This is a genomic window from Lacisediminihabitans sp. (genome assembly GCF_036569425.1).
GTDB lineage: Bacteria > Actinomycetota > Actinomycetes > Actinomycetales > Microbacteriaceae > Lacisediminihabitans.
The window spans coordinates 1-17,285 of sequence record NZ_DATCQQ010000081.1 but is presented as its reverse complement, the minus strand read 5'-3'; the positions used below and the strand labels follow the sequence as shown (position 1 = coordinate 17,285).

At 66.3% G+C, this 17,285-nt stretch carries 15 protein-coding genes; 6 read left to right on the top strand and 9 right to left on the bottom strand.

Features of this window, described 5'->3' with window-relative positions; genetic code table 11:
• Window positions 1-447: 447 nt before the first annotated feature.
• Complete coding sequence (locus VIM54_RS14225) at window positions 448-624, top strand: hypothetical protein (protein WP_331902296.1); 177 nt, start codon at window positions 448-450, stop codon at window positions 622-624.
• A 94-nt stretch (window positions 625-718) separates the two neighbouring features.
• Here VIM54_RS14225 and VIM54_RS14220 read toward each other — a convergent pair whose 3' ends face one another.
• The gene (locus VIM54_RS14220; protein WP_331902294.1) at window positions 719-1,168 is read right to left on the bottom strand and encodes a hypothetical protein; all 450 of its coding nucleotides are present in this window, start codon (window positions 1,166-1,168) and stop codon (window positions 719-721) included.
• Window positions 1,169-1,335: 167 nt separating this feature from the next.
• Between VIM54_RS14220 and VIM54_RS14215 the strand changes: the two genes are divergently transcribed.
• Window positions 1,336-1,581 carry an SHOCT domain-containing protein gene (locus tag VIM54_RS14215; RefSeq protein WP_331902293.1) on the top strand — a complete coding sequence of 82 codons (246 nt, stop codon included), beginning with the start codon at window positions 1,336-1,338 and terminating at the stop codon, window positions 1,579-1,581.
• Window positions 1,582-1,680: 99 nt separating this feature from the next.
• Here the strand turns inward: VIM54_RS14215 and VIM54_RS14210 are convergent, their stop codons facing one another.
• From VIM54_RS14210 to VIM54_RS14185, 6 genes are all read right to left on the bottom strand, one after another.
• A complete protein-coding gene (locus VIM54_RS14210) occupies window positions 1,681-4,245 on the bottom strand; it encodes a heavy metal translocating P-type ATPase (RefSeq protein WP_331902292.1) in 2,565 nt (854 codons plus the stop codon).
• Between the two features lie 25 nt (window positions 4,246-4,270).
• Window positions 4,271-5,767 carry a multicopper oxidase family protein gene (locus tag VIM54_RS14205; protein ID WP_331902291.1) on the bottom strand — a complete coding sequence of 499 codons (1,497 nt, stop codon included), beginning with the start codon at window positions 5,765-5,767 and terminating at the stop codon, window positions 4,271-4,273.
• A gap of 143 nt (window positions 5,768-5,910) precedes the next feature.
• A complete protein-coding gene (locus tag VIM54_RS14200) occupies window positions 5,911-6,192 on the bottom strand; it encodes a metal-sensitive transcriptional regulator (RefSeq protein WP_331902290.1) in 282 nt (93 codons plus the stop codon).
• An 18-nt stretch (window positions 6,193-6,210) separates the two neighbouring features.
• Window positions 6,211-8,952, bottom strand: coding sequence for a heavy metal translocating P-type ATPase (locus tag VIM54_RS14195; RefSeq protein WP_331902288.1), 2,742 nt, complete (start codon window positions 8,950-8,952; stop codon window positions 6,211-6,213).
• Between the two features lie 206 nt (window positions 8,953-9,158).
• On the bottom strand, window positions 9,159-9,698 hold the full coding sequence (locus tag VIM54_RS14190) for a pyridoxamine 5'-phosphate oxidase family protein (protein WP_331902286.1): 540 nt from the start codon (window positions 9,696-9,698) through the stop codon (window positions 9,159-9,161).
• Window positions 9,699-10,042: 344 nt separating this feature from the next.
• Entirely contained in the window at window positions 10,043-11,302 is a 1,260-nt protein-coding gene (locus tag VIM54_RS14185; protein WP_331902284.1) for an isochorismate synthase, read from the bottom strand.
• Between the two features lie 68 nt (window positions 11,303-11,370).
• Here VIM54_RS14185 and VIM54_RS14180 point away from each other — a divergent pair, with 68 nt between their 5' ends.
• From VIM54_RS14180 to VIM54_RS14165, 4 genes are read left to right on the top strand one after another with little or no spacing between them, the layout of a single operon-like run.
• On the top strand, window positions 11,371-12,147 hold the full coding sequence (locus VIM54_RS14180; protein WP_331902283.1) for a demethylmenaquinone methyltransferase: 777 nt from the start codon (window positions 11,371-11,373) through the stop codon (window positions 12,145-12,147).
• A gap of 36 nt (window positions 12,148-12,183) precedes the next feature.
• A complete protein-coding gene (locus VIM54_RS14175) occupies window positions 12,184-13,260 on the top strand; it encodes a polyprenyl synthetase family protein (RefSeq protein ID WP_331902282.1) in 1,077 nt (358 codons plus the stop codon).
• A 38-nt stretch (window positions 13,261-13,298) separates the two neighbouring features.
• A complete protein-coding gene (locus tag VIM54_RS14170; protein WP_331902281.1) occupies window positions 13,299-14,651 on the top strand; it encodes an FAD-dependent oxidoreductase in 1,353 nt (450 codons plus the stop codon).
• 8 nt (window positions 14,652-14,659) lie between these two features.
• On the top strand, window positions 14,660-15,139 hold the full coding sequence (locus VIM54_RS14165; RefSeq protein WP_331902280.1) for a hypothetical protein: 480 nt from the start codon (window positions 14,660-14,662) through the stop codon (window positions 15,137-15,139).
• A gap of 6 nt (window positions 15,140-15,145) precedes the next feature.
• Here VIM54_RS14165 and cls read toward each other — a convergent pair whose 3' ends face one another.
• Entirely contained in the window at window positions 15,146-16,621 is a 1,476-nt protein-coding gene (gene cls / locus VIM54_RS14160; RefSeq protein ID WP_331902279.1) for a cardiolipin synthase, read from the bottom strand.
• A gap of 19 nt (window positions 16,622-16,640) precedes the next feature.
• A complete protein-coding gene (locus VIM54_RS14155) occupies window positions 16,641-17,129 on the bottom strand; it encodes a YajQ family cyclic di-GMP-binding protein (protein WP_331902278.1) in 489 nt (162 codons plus the stop codon).
• Between the last annotated feature and the right edge of the window lie 156 nt (window positions 17,130-17,285).

Below are 17,285 nucleotides of genomic sequence, written 5' to 3'. Positions count from 1 at the left end.
CCCAGCCACACCGAAGCACACCACATCCGATGGTGGTCCCACACCCAGGAAACAAACCTGGCCAACGGAATCCTGCTCTGCTCCGCCCACCACCACAGCATCCACCGCGACGGCTGGCAAATCCAGGTCATCGACAACGTCCCCTGGTTCATCCCACCCCCGCCGATCGACACCCAACAGCGACCCCGCCGCGGAGGACGACCACCAGTACCGACCACACCACCGAGAAACACACCACCGAGAGACGGGCCACCGGAATACGGGCCGCCGATCGTGCTGCGGCGGTGACGGGCGAGTCGGCGGCGATCTGCTCGATGACCTTGTCGAGGCGGTCCAGTCGAGGCGGTCCCTCCGGGCGACGGTCTGGGTGACGGCTTCGTAATACGCGTCGAACGCGGTCGTGAACGACGCGTCGCTGCGGTCACGATGTTCCCGCAACCACCGGTCATGCTTGGCCGTCCGGTCGGACCGGCCTCATACGTGGCGATCTGCGGGCTCGGCAACGACGCGCCCCACGCCACGATCTCGGGCGCACTCGCCGACAGCTTCCGGCGCACGATCTCGCCCGTATCGGCATCGATCGCACACCCCTGGGTCGTGCGGGCGTGCACGTCCTACTGGTGAAGCGCGTTATCCGTTTTCACACTATGGCCTCGGCCTGCGCAGTTCTCGATCAGGTCACGGCACGTTCCCATGGCATCGTTCGTCGGGGTGTGCATTACCGTTTGCGCTGGCGCCGCCTCACCGTCTTCACCAGGAGCACGATTGACAGGGCCAGCGCCAGCACGAAGAGGGCTGCGATGAGCCAAAGAGAGTCGGAATTAATCATGATGTTGCTCAACAGGAAGCGGCCGAACGCGACCAGCACGCCGACAGCGATCCCGAGGTAAAGCCAAACTGCTCGACCCGAGAGCATGAAGACGCCAATTCCCAGGATTGTGATCCCGAAGCCCGCGATAAAGCCACCCCATGTGGAGAAGACGATGCCGAGCCAATCTACGAAGGCTGGGGGCAGTGTGTTCGGGTCGATGCCTGTGTACCGGATATCTTCTGGAAGAAGGGCTGGTCGCAAGATGAGGAAGTAGACACCTACCCCCAGGGTGAGGACTCCGAGGACACACGTAATCGCGCCACTCAGTGCATCCTTTCGAACTTCCGGGGTCTGCATCTTAGGATTTCCCTTCTCGCACAATCTGAGCACGTTTTCGGCAGCGGATCCCTCGATCGAACTGCGGGACTAAAGGCCATATCGCCGGGTCCCAGCTTGGGTGAGGCTGGTGTGGACGAGTGCAAGACGCCGCCGCGCAGAGGCGCCCATGCTGGGAGGGCAAGATCATGATGTGGGGATACGGATACGACGGCTGGGGCTGGATGTGGGCAGTCGGCGGTCTTGTCATCGTCGGGATCGTCGTTCTTGTGGTGGTTCTGATCCGCAATTCGACTGCGCCGACGAAGTCAGCTACCACAGCCACGGCTGCGACCTCGACGCCGCGGCAGATACTCGATGAGCGGTATGCCCGCGGCGAGTTGACCACAGAGGAGTACCGCGAGCGTGTCGAGACTCTGGGCGGCAAACCTTAGTCGATTGATCGTCGTGGTGGGCGTTCGTCGAGATGGCACCATTCTTGGCCTGAACTACGGGCCTGATCGTTGCGGTTCCGATCGATCTCGTCATCCCGCTCACGGGATTCTGGACTGATCGAGAGCGGGAGTCGTGCTGACTCCGGCCCTGCTGTTCTCGGGCGCCGATGGTTTCGTTGCTTCCGCCGCAGTAGGCAGGCGCAGTCGCTTGAGGAGGAGGGCGTTCGCGGCGACGATCGCGCTGGAACCGGACATGGAGATGGCCGCGATCTCGGGGCTGAGCATGAGGCCAATGCCTGCGAAGACTCCGGCCGCGATTGGCAGTGCGATGGCGTTGTAGCCGATCGCCCAGCCAAGGTTTTGCCGCATCTTGCGCACCGTTCCGTTGCCGATGCGCAATGCGATCGCAACATCCAACGGATCAGAGCGCATCAGGACGACATCGGCGGTCTCGATCGCGACGTCGGTTCCTGCACCTATCGCGATTCCGAGGTCTGCTTGCGCGAGGGCGGGCGCGTCGTTGACTCCGTCTCCGACCATCGCCACCTTCTTACCGGCGGCCTGCAGCTCTGCGACCTTGGCGGACTTGTCCTGCGGCAGGACCTCGGCGATGACGGTGTCGATGCCCAGCATGGTGGCGATCCGTTGGGCTGTCGCCACGTTGTCGCCGGTGAGCATCGCCACCTCGATGCCGGCGTCGTGGAGGGCCGTGATCGCCGCTTGGGCGGTGTCCCGGGCAGCGTCCGCCAGCGCGATCACTCCCGCGGCTTTCCCGTCGACGGCGACGAGCACCGCGGTGCGTCCGGTGGACGCTAACTGCTCGCGCTGGTCGAGGACCGTGCTGATGTCGACGCCTTCGGCCGCCATGAGTTTCCGGTTGCCGACCAGCACCCGGCGCCCGCGGACCGTGGCGCCGGCACCATGCCCGGGGACGTTTCGGAACTCGGTGGCAGCGAGCTTCTCGGCGCCCTGGGCTTCGGCGTAGGTGACCACCGCTGCCGCGAGGGGATGCTCGGATTCACGCTCGACAGCTGCCACCAGGGCGAGAAGTTCGTCGCGGGGGATTCCGACGTTGATGAAATCCGTCACTTCCGGTTCGCCTTTGGTCAGGGTTCCGGTCTTGTCCATGATGACCGTGTCAATGTGGGCCGCGGTTTCCAGCGCTGCGGCGTTCTTGAACAGCACGCCACGTTTGGCGCCGAGGCCGGTTCCCACCATGATCGCGGTCGGTGTTGCCAGGCCGAGGGCGTCCGGGCAAGTGATGACCACCACCGTGATGGCGAACAGGAGCGCGGCCTGGGGTGTTGCGCCGAGGAGCAGCCACGCGACGAAGGTTACGCTGCCGCCGATGAGAGCGACGAGGACCAGCCAGAACGCGGCCCGGTCAGCGAGGCGCTGGCCGGGAGCTTTGGAGTTCTGTGCTTCCTGGACCAGGGCGACGATCTGCGCCAGAGCGGTGTCGGCCCCGACCTTGGTGGCCCGCACCCGCAGGGTCCCGGTGGTGTTCACCGTCGCTCCGATGACCGCAGACCCGGTCGACTTCGCCACGGGCAGGCTCTCGCCGGTGACCATCGATTCGTCGACATCCGAGTCGCCCTCCTCGACCGTTCCGTCGGTCGGGATCTTCGCACCGGGCCGAACGAGCAGCAGATCCCCGGGTAGCACCTCGGCGGTGGGGACTTCGAGCGGCTCGCCATCGCGGAGGACGATGGCTCGCGCGGGTGCCAGCTCGAGCAGGGTACGGATGGCATCGTTGGCGCCGCCGCGGGCGCGCATCTCAACCCAGTGACCCAGGAGCACGAAAGAGGTCAGCACGGTGGCCGCTTCGTAGAACACCTCGCCGCCGCCGGTCAGGGTCACGACGAGGCTGTAAGTCCAGCCGGCTCCCACACCGACAGCGACCAGCACCATCATGTCCAGGGTGCGTGCGCGCAACGCACGGAACGCGCCGTCGAAGAAGATCCAGGCTGAATAGAAGATCACCGGTAGCGACAGGATCAGGGCGAAGACATCGTCGCGCAGCCCGAATGGGGCGGGCACGGTGAACCCGAATACCTGCCGGCCGATCGGTGACCACAGGATGATGGCGACGGAGAGGATCGCTGCCACCAGGAAGCGGTTGCGCATGTCGCGGATCATTGATGCCATCGACATTCCGGCGTGGCCGCCGCCGTGACCCATCACGTCCTGGCTGCTCCGGGAGGGTGCTGTGTGTCCCGCGTGGGGGTCGCCGGTCGCCTGCCCGGCTGCTGCGGCCATCGGGCGGGAATGCTCCATGGCGTGCGGCATGCCAGCGTGCGCCTTGTGTTCCATGTGCTCGTGGTCCATGTCCGCCGGCTGGTCGGAGGATCCTGGAGTCGTAGAAGCATCCATGCCGGGTTCGGTTGAGGTGGACGTCTGGGCTTGGTCGAAGGCCGGGTCGCAGATGTGTTGGGGTACCGATTGTCCGGCGCAGTGGTAGCCGCATTCGAGGATCCACCTGCGCAGATGAGCTTGCGAGGTGGTCTCGGGGTCGTAGGTGACGTTGGCGGTCTGGGACACCGGGTTGGCTTCCACGGAGATAACGCCAGGTTGACGGCGCAAGGTCGCCTCGACGACAGCTTTCGAGGAGGCCCAGTGGACACCCGAAACCTCCAGGACGATGGTGCGGATGTCCGAACTCATCTGTGCCTTCTCTTCGGTCGGGCGTTCAGGACGCCAGGTAGCCGAGGATGGTCATCATCCCGGACTCGGCGTGGTAAATGTTGTGGCAATGCGCCGCCCACAGGCCCGGGTTGTCGGCATCGAAGTCAACGCTTAGAGTTTTGCCAGGCAGGACGATCGAGGTGTCTTTCCGCGGACCGCCGCCAACATGCTGGTAGGTGTGCCCGTGCAGGTGGAATGGATGCCACATCTGGGTTGTGTTCTCGATGCGAAGCCGCACCCGCTCGCCCTGCTGCACGCCGAGTGCGCCGGCCATGGGGTTGGCCGGGTCGAACCGGCGCCCGTTGATCGCCCAGTCATACGCCATCATCGACCCGGACAGCGTTGCGGTGATTTCACGATCGACGGAGCGGGTGGCGAGGGCGACATGTGAGACCGCGGAGAGCATGGACGCCGTCAGCACCGTGCGGGTGAGTTCCGGGATCGACGACGCCGATAGGGGTGTCTGACCGGAGCCGGTGCGCACGATCGCCAAGGCGTTGGCGTTCTTGCCTTCTGCTGCGGCGATGAGCGGGAACGCCCCGTCGCCCAGTGTCACGAGGGCGTCGTAGCGTTCGCCCATCCCGATGAGGATCGCGTCGGTGTCGACGGGATTCACCGGGTACCCGTCGCTGTGGGTGACGGTGAGCCGGTGACCGCCGAGGGCGACGCGGAAGGCGGTGTCGCTGCCGGCGTTGATGATGCGCAGGCGGATCCGTTTGCCAGGGGTGCTGGTAAACGTCTCGGGGTCGGCGGGGGGACGCCCGTTGATGAGGAAGTAGGGATAGGCCACGTCTCCGGCGTCCCCGCCGAGCAGATCGGAACGGGTGCCCATCATCATGTGGCTACCCGAGCCGCTCATCATCCCGCCCATGCCACCGCTGAGCTCCTTGAGCACCTCGTCGGGGGTCCCGGTCACCCCGTCGAGCCAGTCATCAAGAATGACCACCCATTCGTCGTCATAAGTGAGTGGTTCATTCGGGTCTTCGACGATGAGCGCCCCGTACAGGCCCCGGTCCAATTGCGGGCCTACGTGCGGGTGGAACCAGTAAGTACCGGGCTGGTCGGCGACGAACTCGTAGTTGAAGTCGTTCCCGGCTGCGATCGGAGCCTGGGTCGCGCCGGGCACACCGTCCATGTCGTTGCGCAGCGCCAGACCGTGCCAGTGCACGGAGGTATCGTCCGGCAGCGCATTGCGCAGCTTCGCCCGCAGCGTGTCGCCCGCGGACAACCGGATGGTCGATCCGGGCACTGTGCCGTAACTCCAGGTATTCGCCACGGTGCCGGCCAGATCAATCTGGGTGGGGGAGGCGATGAGGTCGACACTCATGATTCGACCCGTACCGCCGCGGGCCAGTTCCCCCGCCCGCACTGCGGCGCCGGTGGGGGTGATGTAGCGCGGCGGTGCCGCACATGAGGCCAAGACGATCGCGGCCAGTGTGCCGGTACCAACGGCGAGGAAGCCGCGGCGGGTAAGGCTGGCGTTGGGGAGTGCTGAGTTCATGTGTGTCCTACCGTGTGAGTCGATGCTGGCCCTGTTGGTGCCGGTGCGCGAGAGTCGAAGGTCCCGCACCTCGCTTGAGGCCTGTGTATCGCGGTGGAGGAAACGAACAAGGCGTGGGATCCCCACTGCGAAACGCGGGACGATTAGGACCGGACGAGTCGTGCGATGGCTGCGCTTGCCTCGCGCAACTTGTCTTCGGCGACGGTGCCACCGTGCTCCGTGGCTTCCGCGACGCAGTGCATCAGGTGGTCGTCCAGCAGCGCGAGCGCCACCGCCTCGAGCGCCCGGGTTGTGGCCGAGACCTGAGTTAGCACGTCGATGCAGTACGTGTCTTCTTCGATCATCCTCGCCACACCCCGCACCTGCCCTTCGACCCTGCGCAGTCGAGCCAGGAGCGCGTCCTTGTTTCCGACGTAGCCGTGCATTGTGTGATCCTCCCGGGGTTAGTGCTCAGCGTGCGCGTGACCGTAACGGTGGGGATCCGCGTCGAACCTGTCGGCGCAGCTGGTGGAGCAGAAGTAGAACGTCGTTCCGTCGTGCTCACGCGTGGTGGCGGCCGTCGCGGGGTCGATCTTCATACCGCAGACCGGGTCAGTGACGAGCGTGGCGCCGTCGGAGTGGTGATTGTCGTGCGTCATAGGGTTCTCCTCGTGTACGTGCTGGTTGCCAATCTCGACCACCGGGTTGGAGGTCGAGGCCGCGACCGGGATGACCGCGGGCTTGGGGGCGAACCGGCGCAACCGGCTGGAGTTCGTGACCACGGACAACGATGACAATGACATCGCCAGGGCTGCGATCATCGGGCTGAGCAACAGCCCGAACGCCGGGTAGAGGATGCCTGCGGCGAGGGGGATGCCGACGATGTTGTAGCCGAACGCGAACATCAGATTTTGCCGAATGTTGCGCATGGTGGCGCGGGACAGGTCGATGGCGGTGACCAGCCCGGCCAGGTTCCCGGAGATCAGGGTGATGTCGGAGGCTTCGATCGCCACGTCCGTCCCGGTGCCGATCGCTGAGCCCACGTCCGCCTGGGCCAGCGCGGGGGCGTCGTTGATGCCGTCGCCGACCATGCCGACCACTCGACCCTCGGCTTGCAGGCGTCGGACCTCACGCGCCTTGTGTTCTGGCATGACTTCTGCGACGACGCGGCCGATTCCGACCTGGCGGGCGATCGCCGCAGCGGTGGTTCGGTTGTCGCCGGTCATCATCACCACATCGATGCCGCGGGCGGCCAGATCCGCGATCGCGGCGATGGACCCGTCTTTGATCGTGTCCGCCACGCCCACCACCCCGGCTGGGCGCCCATCGATCGCGGCAAGCATGGGGGTCTTGCCGTCCGCTGCGAGACCTTCCACGCCGGCGGTTAGGCCCGACGTCTCGACGCCCGCCGCGGCCAGTAGCTGAGTGTTGCCAACGAGGACGACCCTGCCGTTCACCTCAGCACGCACTCCCTGGCCGGTGATGGATTCGAACGATGCCGCACGGGGGATCGTCAGACTGCGACCCTCCGCGCCGGCGACGATTGCGGCGGCGAGCGGGTGCTCGGAGTCGCGTTCGGCGCCGGCGATGAGTGCGAGCAGCTCGTCAGAGGTGAAACCTTCCGCGGGCAGGACGTCGGTGAGGATCGGGGTTCCGTTGGTGATCGTGCCGGTCTTGTCCAGGACGACCGTATTGATCTTGTGGGCGGTCTCGAGCGCCTCGGCCGAACGGATGAGGATTCCGTTGCTCGCGGCCTTGCCGGTGGCGACGGTGATCGACAGCGGTGTGGCCAGCCCGAGCGCGCACGGGCAGGCGATGATGAGCACGGCGACAGCGGCTACCAGGGCGAACACTCCAGTCGGGGGAGGACCGAACACCCACCAGGCGGCGAAGGTCCAGATGGCGATCGCGATGACCGCCGGCACGAAATAGCCGGAGACCTTGTCAGCCAGACGCTGGATGGGAGCCTTCGAGCCCTGGGCTTCACGAACCAGCTTGATGATCTGGGCGAGCATCGTGTCTACCCCGACCTTGGTTGCTGAGTAGCGGAACGACCCGGTCTGGTTGATCGTCGCGCCGATCACCGTGTCACCTATGGACTTGACCACAGGGAGAGGTTCGCCGGTGATCATCGACTCGTCGATCGCGGAGGTGCCCTCGATGACCTGCCCGTCGACCGGAAGCTTCTCGCCCGGGCGGATCACCACAATGTCACCGACCACGACGTCACCGACCGGGATCTCCGTCTCTGCACCTGCACGGACGATCCGCGCAGTCCGCGGCTGGAGGCCGATCAGGGTTCGGATCGCCTCACCCGTTCCGGCCTTGGCCTGGCTCTCCAGCAGGCGGCCGATGAGAATCAGGGTGAGGATGACGCCGACGGCCTCGAAATACACGCCGCGCGCCTCCGCGGGAAGTATCGAGGGAAAGAACGTCGCCACCAGGCTGAATCCGTATGCGGCGATCGTGCCGAGGGTGATGAGGGAGTTCATCTCCGCTGCTCGGTGCGTCAGCGCCAGCCATCCGGTCCGGTGGATCGGCCACCCGGTGTAGAACATCACGGGAGTAACCAGAAGGAACTGGAACCACGGCGCGAGCAGCAGAGACGGGACCCACGTGGCACCGAACAGCTCATGCGCCATCACCGACAGGAAGACCGGCAGGGTCAGTACCGCGCCGACGATGATCCGTCGGCGCAGGTCCGCGATCTCTTTAGTGTGCTCGGCGGTTTCCTGGTCGCCGCTGTCCTCCGTGATCAGCTCGTCGACGGCGTCCCCGTTGGAGGGCGTAGCGGGTGGCGCCTCGAGCACGGCCGTCGCGGTCCGTTGGATGCCGGCAGGGGCGGCAACGACCCTCAGGGTGCCATGGATCATGTTCATCCCGCACGCAAACTCGAAGTCACCAAGGTTCTCGGGGGTGAATTCCAAGGCTGTCGTCGCATAAGCGGGCAAGCTCTGGTTCACCTTGAAGTCGGGAAAGACCACGCGAGATGAGCAGTCACCCGTCTCTTGGCGGTCGAACAGCAATCGGGTCGGCACCCCTTGCGCGACTTCGACGACGCTGGGGGAGTAGCCACCACTCACCCTGATGGTCTGGACCTGCACGTCCCCGTCCACGATCGCGCGCCGCGCGGTGCGAGGAGCGAAGAAATACCACCCCAGCAGAGCCGATAGCCCTGCTGCGCTCAAGACGACGATGACATCCACGATGGCGACCCCTTCGCTTCGTCGGCGCTCGTCCGGCGAGTTGAAACCACTATACCCCTTAGGGGTATATCAAGCTGTGGCTGGCAAAGCGACCATTCGTGGGGTCACCGTGGGGTTTGGCCTTGACAGGCGGCTGGGACGTTCGGCGGCGCAGTGCATGCGGTGGGCGTCGGAAGGAGATGTCCAATGACGCCGATGTCGCACGGTTACATTCCTGGAGCGAGGATGACCTTTGCAGAGCCCGACTCCATGTTGCGGCGCAGTTCCCAGATTTGATAGCCGACCATGTACGTGCTCACCTGTGGCTCCGGAACGATCTTGACGAAGCAGACTCGGCTTTCACCGTCTTCTCGTGCCCGCTGATACCCCCGGAGAATTCGACGTCCCATCCAGAACTTCTCGAACACTGCGGTTCCGTTCGGGTCGTCCCAGTTCAGCAGTTCTGCTCGTCCGTGCAGCTGAATAGTTGCCGGGGGAAGGAATGAGAGCACCGGTCTTGGAATCGGGATAACGATTGAGACTCGCGGATCCGACTGGATGTTGCGCGCCTTGAGCAGGTGCCGCCGGGTCATGACATAGATGGCAAAGGCATCGCCAGAACCATTAGAACCGTAACTAACACCCGCCGAGTGTGGCGCGCCGTCACGCCCGACGGTGGAGAGTACCGCGAAGTGCTGCCTCCGGATCTGCCCGATCACGAGACGCGGCGTCACCCGCGTATCACGCTGACCATCTTGATCCGCCATCCTCGCCACCCTGACTAGCTGCCTCAACTGCTCGGAGCCTTCTTAATCTGAGCCGTAATCATCGCAGATCGTCGCGAGGAGCGAGAGTACTAACCGTCGACATCGACGCACATACGAAGAGCTCTGGTCAGAGGACCATTGGACCGACCGTGGGGTAGTTAGCCATTTTGTAACCTGTCGCACGAAATGCGAGTAGTTGGATTCCAGACCAACATAACTTTCGATTTCGTTCAACCGGGGCCTCCACAGCTCGACAGTGGACAGGCCAACCTCCACGGGCTGGTAACCCACGTCTACTCGAACGGGCCCCCAGCCTCACGAGATACCTGCCGTACCCATATCGTCTACGCGAGCGCCTCGACGATCGGCCGGAACTTCAACCGGGTCTCGAGCAGCTCGCGCTCCGGCACCGAGCCGGCGACGATGCCGGCGCCCGCGTAGGCGGTGACCGTGCCGTCCGGGTCGACCTGGGCGCTGCGCAGCGCGACCGCCCATTCGCCGTCGCCATCCGCGCCGACCCAGCCGACCGGCCCGGCGAAGCGGCCACGGTCGAACGGCTCGAGCTCCTCGATCAGGCGGAGGGCCTCCGCGGTGGGAGTGCCGGCGACGGCCGCCGTCGGATGCAGCGCCGAGATGAGGTCGAGCGAGGTCGAGCCGTCGGTGAGCTCGCCCTCCACGTCGCTCGCCAGGTGCCAGAGATTGGGGAGCTTGAGCGTGAACGGCATCTCGCTCGCCGTGACGTTCGGGCTGTGACTGCGCAGCGACGCGAGCACGTTCTGCACGGCGAACTGGTGCTCGTCCTGGTCCTTGGGCGACGTCGCGAGCGCGGTGGCGGAATCCTCGTCCGACCGCTCGTCGCTGCCGCGCGCCGCGCTGCCCGCGAGCACCCGCGCCGAGACGAAACCGTCGTCGACGCTCACCAGGGTCTCCGGGCTCGACCCGAAGAACCCGTCGATGCTGAAGGTCCAGCAGTCGCGGTAGCCGAGGGCGAGGGCCTCGATGGCGCGGCGGAGGTCGGCACCCGGCGGCAGCGAGCCCACGAGCTCCCGCGCGATCACCACCTTGCTCAGGTCGCGGTTGCGGATGCGATCGACGGCGGCGGCGACCGCGGCGCGATAGCCCTCGGCGTCGAGGGTTCCCGGGCGCAGCGCGACCGTGAACGGTCCGCCGTACGGCTGCATGGGGGGCACCACCGGGTCGGGCAGCGCTCCGACGCCGACGCGCGTGACCCAGCTCTGGTCGGCGTCCCGCCCGATCACGAGCGACGGCACGATGAGCACGCTCGTGCGCCGAGACCGGTCGGAGAAGGCGAAGCTGCCCATGGCGATGAGTCCGGTGCCGGTGCGGGAGAGCGGGTCGCTCACCGTCGCGGCCGCGACCACCCGCTGCCAGGCCTCCGCGGCATTCAGCATGCGGCGCCGGCCCGTGAACTCGAGGCGCAGCGCCTCGCCGTGGCCGACGAGGCCGTAGCCGCGACGCGTCCAGAGCAGCGGATTGCCCCGGTCGAGCAGGGGGACGAGGGGGCCGAGATCGTCCGTCGCGACGGTTTCGACGACGAGCGCCGGAATGGACGGCTCGACGCTCGAGGGCTCGGAACCGGTCACACGCCAAGACTATCCCGGCGAAACCGTGCGCCAGCGGGGCGTAGGAATCGCTGAACTAGACTGGGCGAGTGGCCAAGGCAGATTTGAGCAAGCAACCGGACGAGGTCGCCGCGATGTTCGACGGGGTCGCGAAACACTACGACCGCACCAACTCCGTGCTGTCGATGGGCAATTCGCTCATCTGGCGCGTCGCGACGGTGCGCGCGGTGGCCCCGCAGGCCGGTGAACGAGTGCTCGACATCGCCGCGGGCACCGGAACCAGCTCGGTCGCCCTCGCGAAGAGCGGGGCGGATGTCGTGGCCGCCGACTTCTCGCCGGGCATGATCGAGGTGGGCCGGCTGAAGCATCCCGGCATCACCTTCGTGCAGGCGGACGCCATGGCGCTGCCCTTCGGCGACGACGAATTCGACGCGGTGACGATCTCCTTCGGCCTGCGCAACATCGAGGACCCGAAGAAGGCGCTCGCCGAGATGTACCGCGTGCTCAAGCCGGGTGGCCGGCTCGTGATCTGCGAGTTCTCGAAGCCCCCGAGGGCCATCTTCCGTGCCGGATATTCGGTCTACATGAAATACATCATGCCGGCCGTCGTCGACGCGGCCAGCTCCAACCCCGAGGCGTACACCTACCTCGCCGACTCGATCAGGGAATGGCCAGACCAGGTCACCCTGAGCCAGTGGATCCGCGGTGCCGGTTTCACGCGTGTCGCCTACCGCAACCTCACGGTCGGTGTCGTCGCCCTCCATCGCGGTCGCAAGCCGGCCCGCGTCGTCAAGCCGCGCGCGAAGCGCACGAGCACTCCGCGGACGACGACCAAACCGACAGACACCGGCACTCCGAAGCCCTAGGGGTTCTGGCGCAATGCGGACGGATAGGGTGACACAGTGAATCCGAGCGTGCCCCACGGGCGCCGTGGGAACAGCCTCAACTCGGCCCTCGGCCTGGGCGAGAAGCTCTTCTCCTCGGCGAGCGAGCGCAGGTTCGCCGACGCGATCGAGGAGGGCCTCGACGAGGTCGAAGCCGGGCTCCTGAGGGAGATGTCCTTCGCCGACGACCTGGCAGATGTGACCAGCCGCTACCTGCTCGAGGCCGGCGGCAAGCGCGTGCGCCCCACGCTCACCCTGCTCACGGCTCAGCTCGGCACCGGCAACAACAGCAAGGTGATCAGCGCCGCCCAGGCGCTCGAGATCACGCACCTCGCCTCGCTCTACCACGACGACGTCATGGACGAGGCGAACATGCGCCGTGGGGTGGCCAGCGCCCAGAACGTGTGGGGCAACTCCGTGGCGATCCTCACCGGCGACCTGCTCTTCGCCCGGGCGTCGAAGCTCATGTCCGGGCTCGGCGAGCGGGCGATCAGCCTGCAGGCCGACACCTTCGAGCGGCTCTGCCTCGGCCAGTTGCACGAGACCATCGGACCGCGGGCCGGCGACGACCCGATCGAGCACTACATCGGCGTGCTCGCCGACAAGACCGGTTCGCTCATCGCCGCCGCCGCGCAGATGGGCGTCATCTTCGGCGGGGCGCCGGAGGAGTACCAGGCCCCGGTGATGGTCTTCGGCGAGAAGATCGGCATCGCCTTCCAGCTCATCGACGACGTCATCGACCTTTCGCCGGCGGCGGACGGCACGGGGAAGACGGCGGGCACCGACCTGCGTGCCGGTGTCTCAACCCTGCCCCTGCTGTACCTGCGCGACCTCGCCAGGAGCGACGTCGACGCCGCGGACCTGCTCACCCGCATCGAACGCGACATCAACGCGGTGGTCTACACGACCCCGGATGAAGCGGAGCTGTCCGCCGCGATCGTCGAGCTTCGCGACCACGCCGTGACGCGGAAGACCCTCGACGAGGCGCACCGCTGGTCGCGCGAGGCGGTGGAGGCGCTCGAGCCGCTGCCGAACGGCCCGGTGAAGAAGGCCCTCACCCGTTTCGCCGAGAGCATTGTTGAACGGTCGCACTGACCGACATCCCCACCCCAACCGATGGAGAAGTAGACAGAATGACGAAACTGAGACTCGCCATTGTCGGGGCAGGACCAGCCGGAATCTACGCCGCGGACATCCTGCTCAAGACCGAGCGCAACTTCGACGTGTCGATCGATCTCTTCGAACAGCTCCCGGCGCCCTACGGGCTCGTGCGCTACGGGGTGGCGCCGGATCACCCGCGGATCAAGGGCATCATCACCGCCCTGCGCGATGTGCTGGATACGGGCAGGATCCGACTGTTCGGAAACGTGCTCTACGGGCGGGACATCACCCTCGACGACCTCAAGAAGCACTACAACGCCGTGATCTTCTCGACCGGGGCGGTGCGCGACGCCGACCTCGACATCCCGGGCATCGACCTGCCAGGGAGCTACGGCGCCGCCGACTTCGTCAGCTGGTATGACGGGCACCCCGACGTGTCCCGCGAGTGGCCGCTCACCGCGAAGGAGGTGGCCGTTGTCGGCAACGGCAACGTGGCCCTCGACGTGGCACGCATGCTCGCCAAGCACGCCGATGACCTGCTGCCGACCGAGATCCCGGACAGCGTCTACGAGGTGCTCAAGGACTCCGCCGTCACCGACGTGCACGTGTTCGGTCGGCGCGGGCCGATGCAGGTGAAGTTCACGCCGCTCGAGCTTCGCGAACTGGGCGAGCTTCCCGATGTGGACATGGTGGTCTACGAGGAGGACTTCGACTACGACGAGGCCGCGCGCGCGGCGATCGCGAGCAACAAACAGGTCTTCGTGATCGACAAGGTCTTCACAAAGTGGCGCGCGCGGGAGGCAGGCACCGCCTCCCGCCGGCTGCACCTGCACTTCTACGCCAAGCCCGTCGAGGTCGTCGGCCACGACGCCGTCGAGGCGTTCCGTTACGAGCGCACGTTGCCGGATGCCGAGGGCGGAGTGCGCGGCACGGGGGAGATCCGCGAGGTGGCCGTGCAGGCCGTCTACCGGGCGGTCGGCTACTTCGGTTCCCCGCTCGACGGCATCCCGTTCGACGAGAAGCGCGGGGTGATACCCAACCGCGAGGGCCAGGTGCTCGACGACCACGACCAGCGGGTGCACGGCGTCTACGCCACCGGCTGGATCAAGCGCGGTCCGGTGGGGCTCATCGGCCACACCAAGAGCGACGCGATGGAGACCATCCGGCACCTGGTCAACGACCAGGCCGATTGGTGGATGCCCGCGCACCTGGACGAGGCGTCGATCGTTGCCCTGCTGGAGAGCCGCGGAATCGAGTACACCAACCTCGGCGGCTGGCACTCGCTCGACGAGTTCGAGAAGGCGCTCGGCGAGCCCCTCGGGCGCACGCGGGTCAAGGTGGTGCCCAGGGACGAAATGGTCGCGGTCTCGCGCGGCACGAACTAGCCGGCGCGATGCCCACGCACGGCTGGGTCCCCGACATCCCGGGGCGCGGTGTCGAGCGCCTGGCCCTCGTCGACGTGCCCACGGTGGACCTCGGCTTCTACACGCGATCGGTGTCGAGCAGATTCGACGGGGTCGGGGATTACAACGACCAGCGGCGGCCCGAGCACGGCTTCCCGCTGCATCCGGCCTGGCTGAGCGCCATCCTCGCCGGGCACGCGAAGGTCGCCCTCGGACTGCACATCGACGCGGCGGTGCTCACGCTGCTGTCGTGGAAGAGCACCCTCCTGCCTCGCTGGAATACGATGATGCTGACCTCGGACGCCGCCCTCGACGTGGAGCAGGTGGCGCAGAGCGCGCTCCGGCTCGGCAACGCGGTCACGGTGGTGCGCCTCGAAAGTGCCCTGCACGACGCGACGCTGTCGGCGCAGGACGTGCGGGAGCGCGCCTTCGCCGAGACGACCCGCTGGCTGCTCGGGTACTTCCGCTGATCGCCCTCACTGCACCGCTGCGGTCAGCCTCGCGGTGTTGTCGAGCACCTTCGAGCGCAGCGGACGGGTGAGCCACTCGTCGAGCAGCAGCTCGGTGCTCTCCGCCCGGTAGCTCTCCTCGATCTCGCGCAATTGCGCGACGATGTGGCGACCGAGCACCATCACCGAGATCTCGTAGTTAAGGGTGAAGGAGCGCATGTCCATGTTGCTCGAGCCGATCACGGCGACCTCCTCGTCGATCGTGAAGTGCTTGGCGTGTAGCACCGTCGGAGACTTGTAGAGCCAGATGCGCACGCCGGCCCGCAGCAGCACCTCGTAGTAGCTGCGCTGGGCGTGGAACACCACCGGTTGGGCGGCCACCGCGGAGACGAACAACTGCACGTCGAGCCCGCGATAGGCGGCGTTGGTGATGGCGTAGAGCATGGAGTCGTCGGGCACGAAGTAGGGGCTCGTGATGATCACCCGGTGTTGGGCGCTGTAGACGAGGGAGTCGAACAGGCGGAGGTTGTTCTCCAGCTCGAAGCCGGGTCCACTCGGCACCACCTGGGCGTCGATCGCGTCCACGATCTTCTCGGCGGGCCCGCTGTCGGTCTCTCGCATCAGAAGCTCGTCGGTCTCGCTGTACCAGTCGGTCACGAACAGCGCGTTGATGCCCGCGACTATCGGCCCCTCGAAGCGCACCATCAGGTCCTTCCAGCGAAGGCCGCGGCGCAGGTTGCGCTTCTTGTTGTAGCTGCGGTCGATCATGTTCTGCGACCCGGTGAAGGCGACGAGGCGGTCGATCACCAGGAGCTTGCGGTGGTTGCGCAGGTCGGGCCGCTGCCAGTGGCCGCGCAGCGGTTGCACCGGGAGCATGAGCCGCCAGTGCACGCCGATGCGCCGGAGCTTGCGGATGGTGCGGTGGTAGCCGGGCGAACGCACGGACGCCACATGGTCGAGAAGCACGCGCACCGTGACGCCGCGGGCGACCGCCGCCTCGAGCGCCGTGAAGAACGGCTCGGTCGTGTGGTCGAACGACAGGATGTAGAACTCGGCGTGCACGAATCGCTTCGCCTGGCCGACCGCGGCGGTCATCGCCGCGAGGGACTCGGCGTACTCCGTGAACAGCTTCGCGGTGTTGCCGCCGACGAGCGGCATCGACCCGAGGGTGCGGTTCTGTTCGACGATCGGCTCGAGCCAGTCCGGAAAGTCGATCTCCTTCTCCACCCGATCCGGGCCCTCGGTGATGTCGAGAATGTAGGCGTTGATCTCCTCCTGCTTCTCGCGGCGGCGCCTGGGCAGGCGGGTGCTGCCGAACAGCAGGAACAGCACGATGCCGACGGGAGGAAGGATGAAGATTGCGAGCAGCCAGGCCATGGCCGTCTGCGGCTTGCGATTCTGCGGCACGACGACGACCGCGATCACGCGGATCGAGATGTCGATGATCAGCGCGGTCGTGGTGAAGACGGAACTGGTGAAGAAGGCGACGAGGGCAGTGAGCACGGGGTCGGGGTGCCGCGGCTCAGCGGAAGTTGACGAACTGCAGGTCGATGTCGAGGTCGGCGCCCTTGAGCAGAGCCATCGTCGTCTGGAGATCGTCGCGGCTCTTCGACGTGACGCGCAGTTCGTCGCCCTGGATCTGGGCCTTGACGCTCTTGGGCCCGTCGTCGCGGATGAGCTTGGACACCTTCTTGGCGTCCTCGGACGAGATGCCGTTCTTGAGCGAGACGTCGATGCGGTATTCCTTGCCCGAGGGGTACGGGTCGCCGGCGTCGAGGCTGCGCAGGCTGATGCCGCGCTTGATGAACTTCGCCTCGAGCACCTCGAGCACGGCCTTCACCCGGTCCTCGGACGATGCCTTGAGTAGAAGCTTCTCGCCGCTCCAGTCGACCTCGGCGCCCACGTTCTTGAAGTCGTAGCGCTGCGCGATCTCCTTCTGCGCCTGGTGGAGGGCGTTGTCGGCCTCCATCTTGTCGACCTTGCTCACGATGTCAAAGGTTGGATCAGCCATGCCAGCAGTTTAACGGGCGTCGCCCGGCATGATGGGAGCATCATGCGAATTCTGTGGTCGGTGCTGCTCGCGGTCGGTGCCGTCGCGGTCGGCGCCGCGGTGATCGCCGGCATCGTGATCCTCGGGGCGCCGCAGCCGCGCGCCGACGTGGCGGCG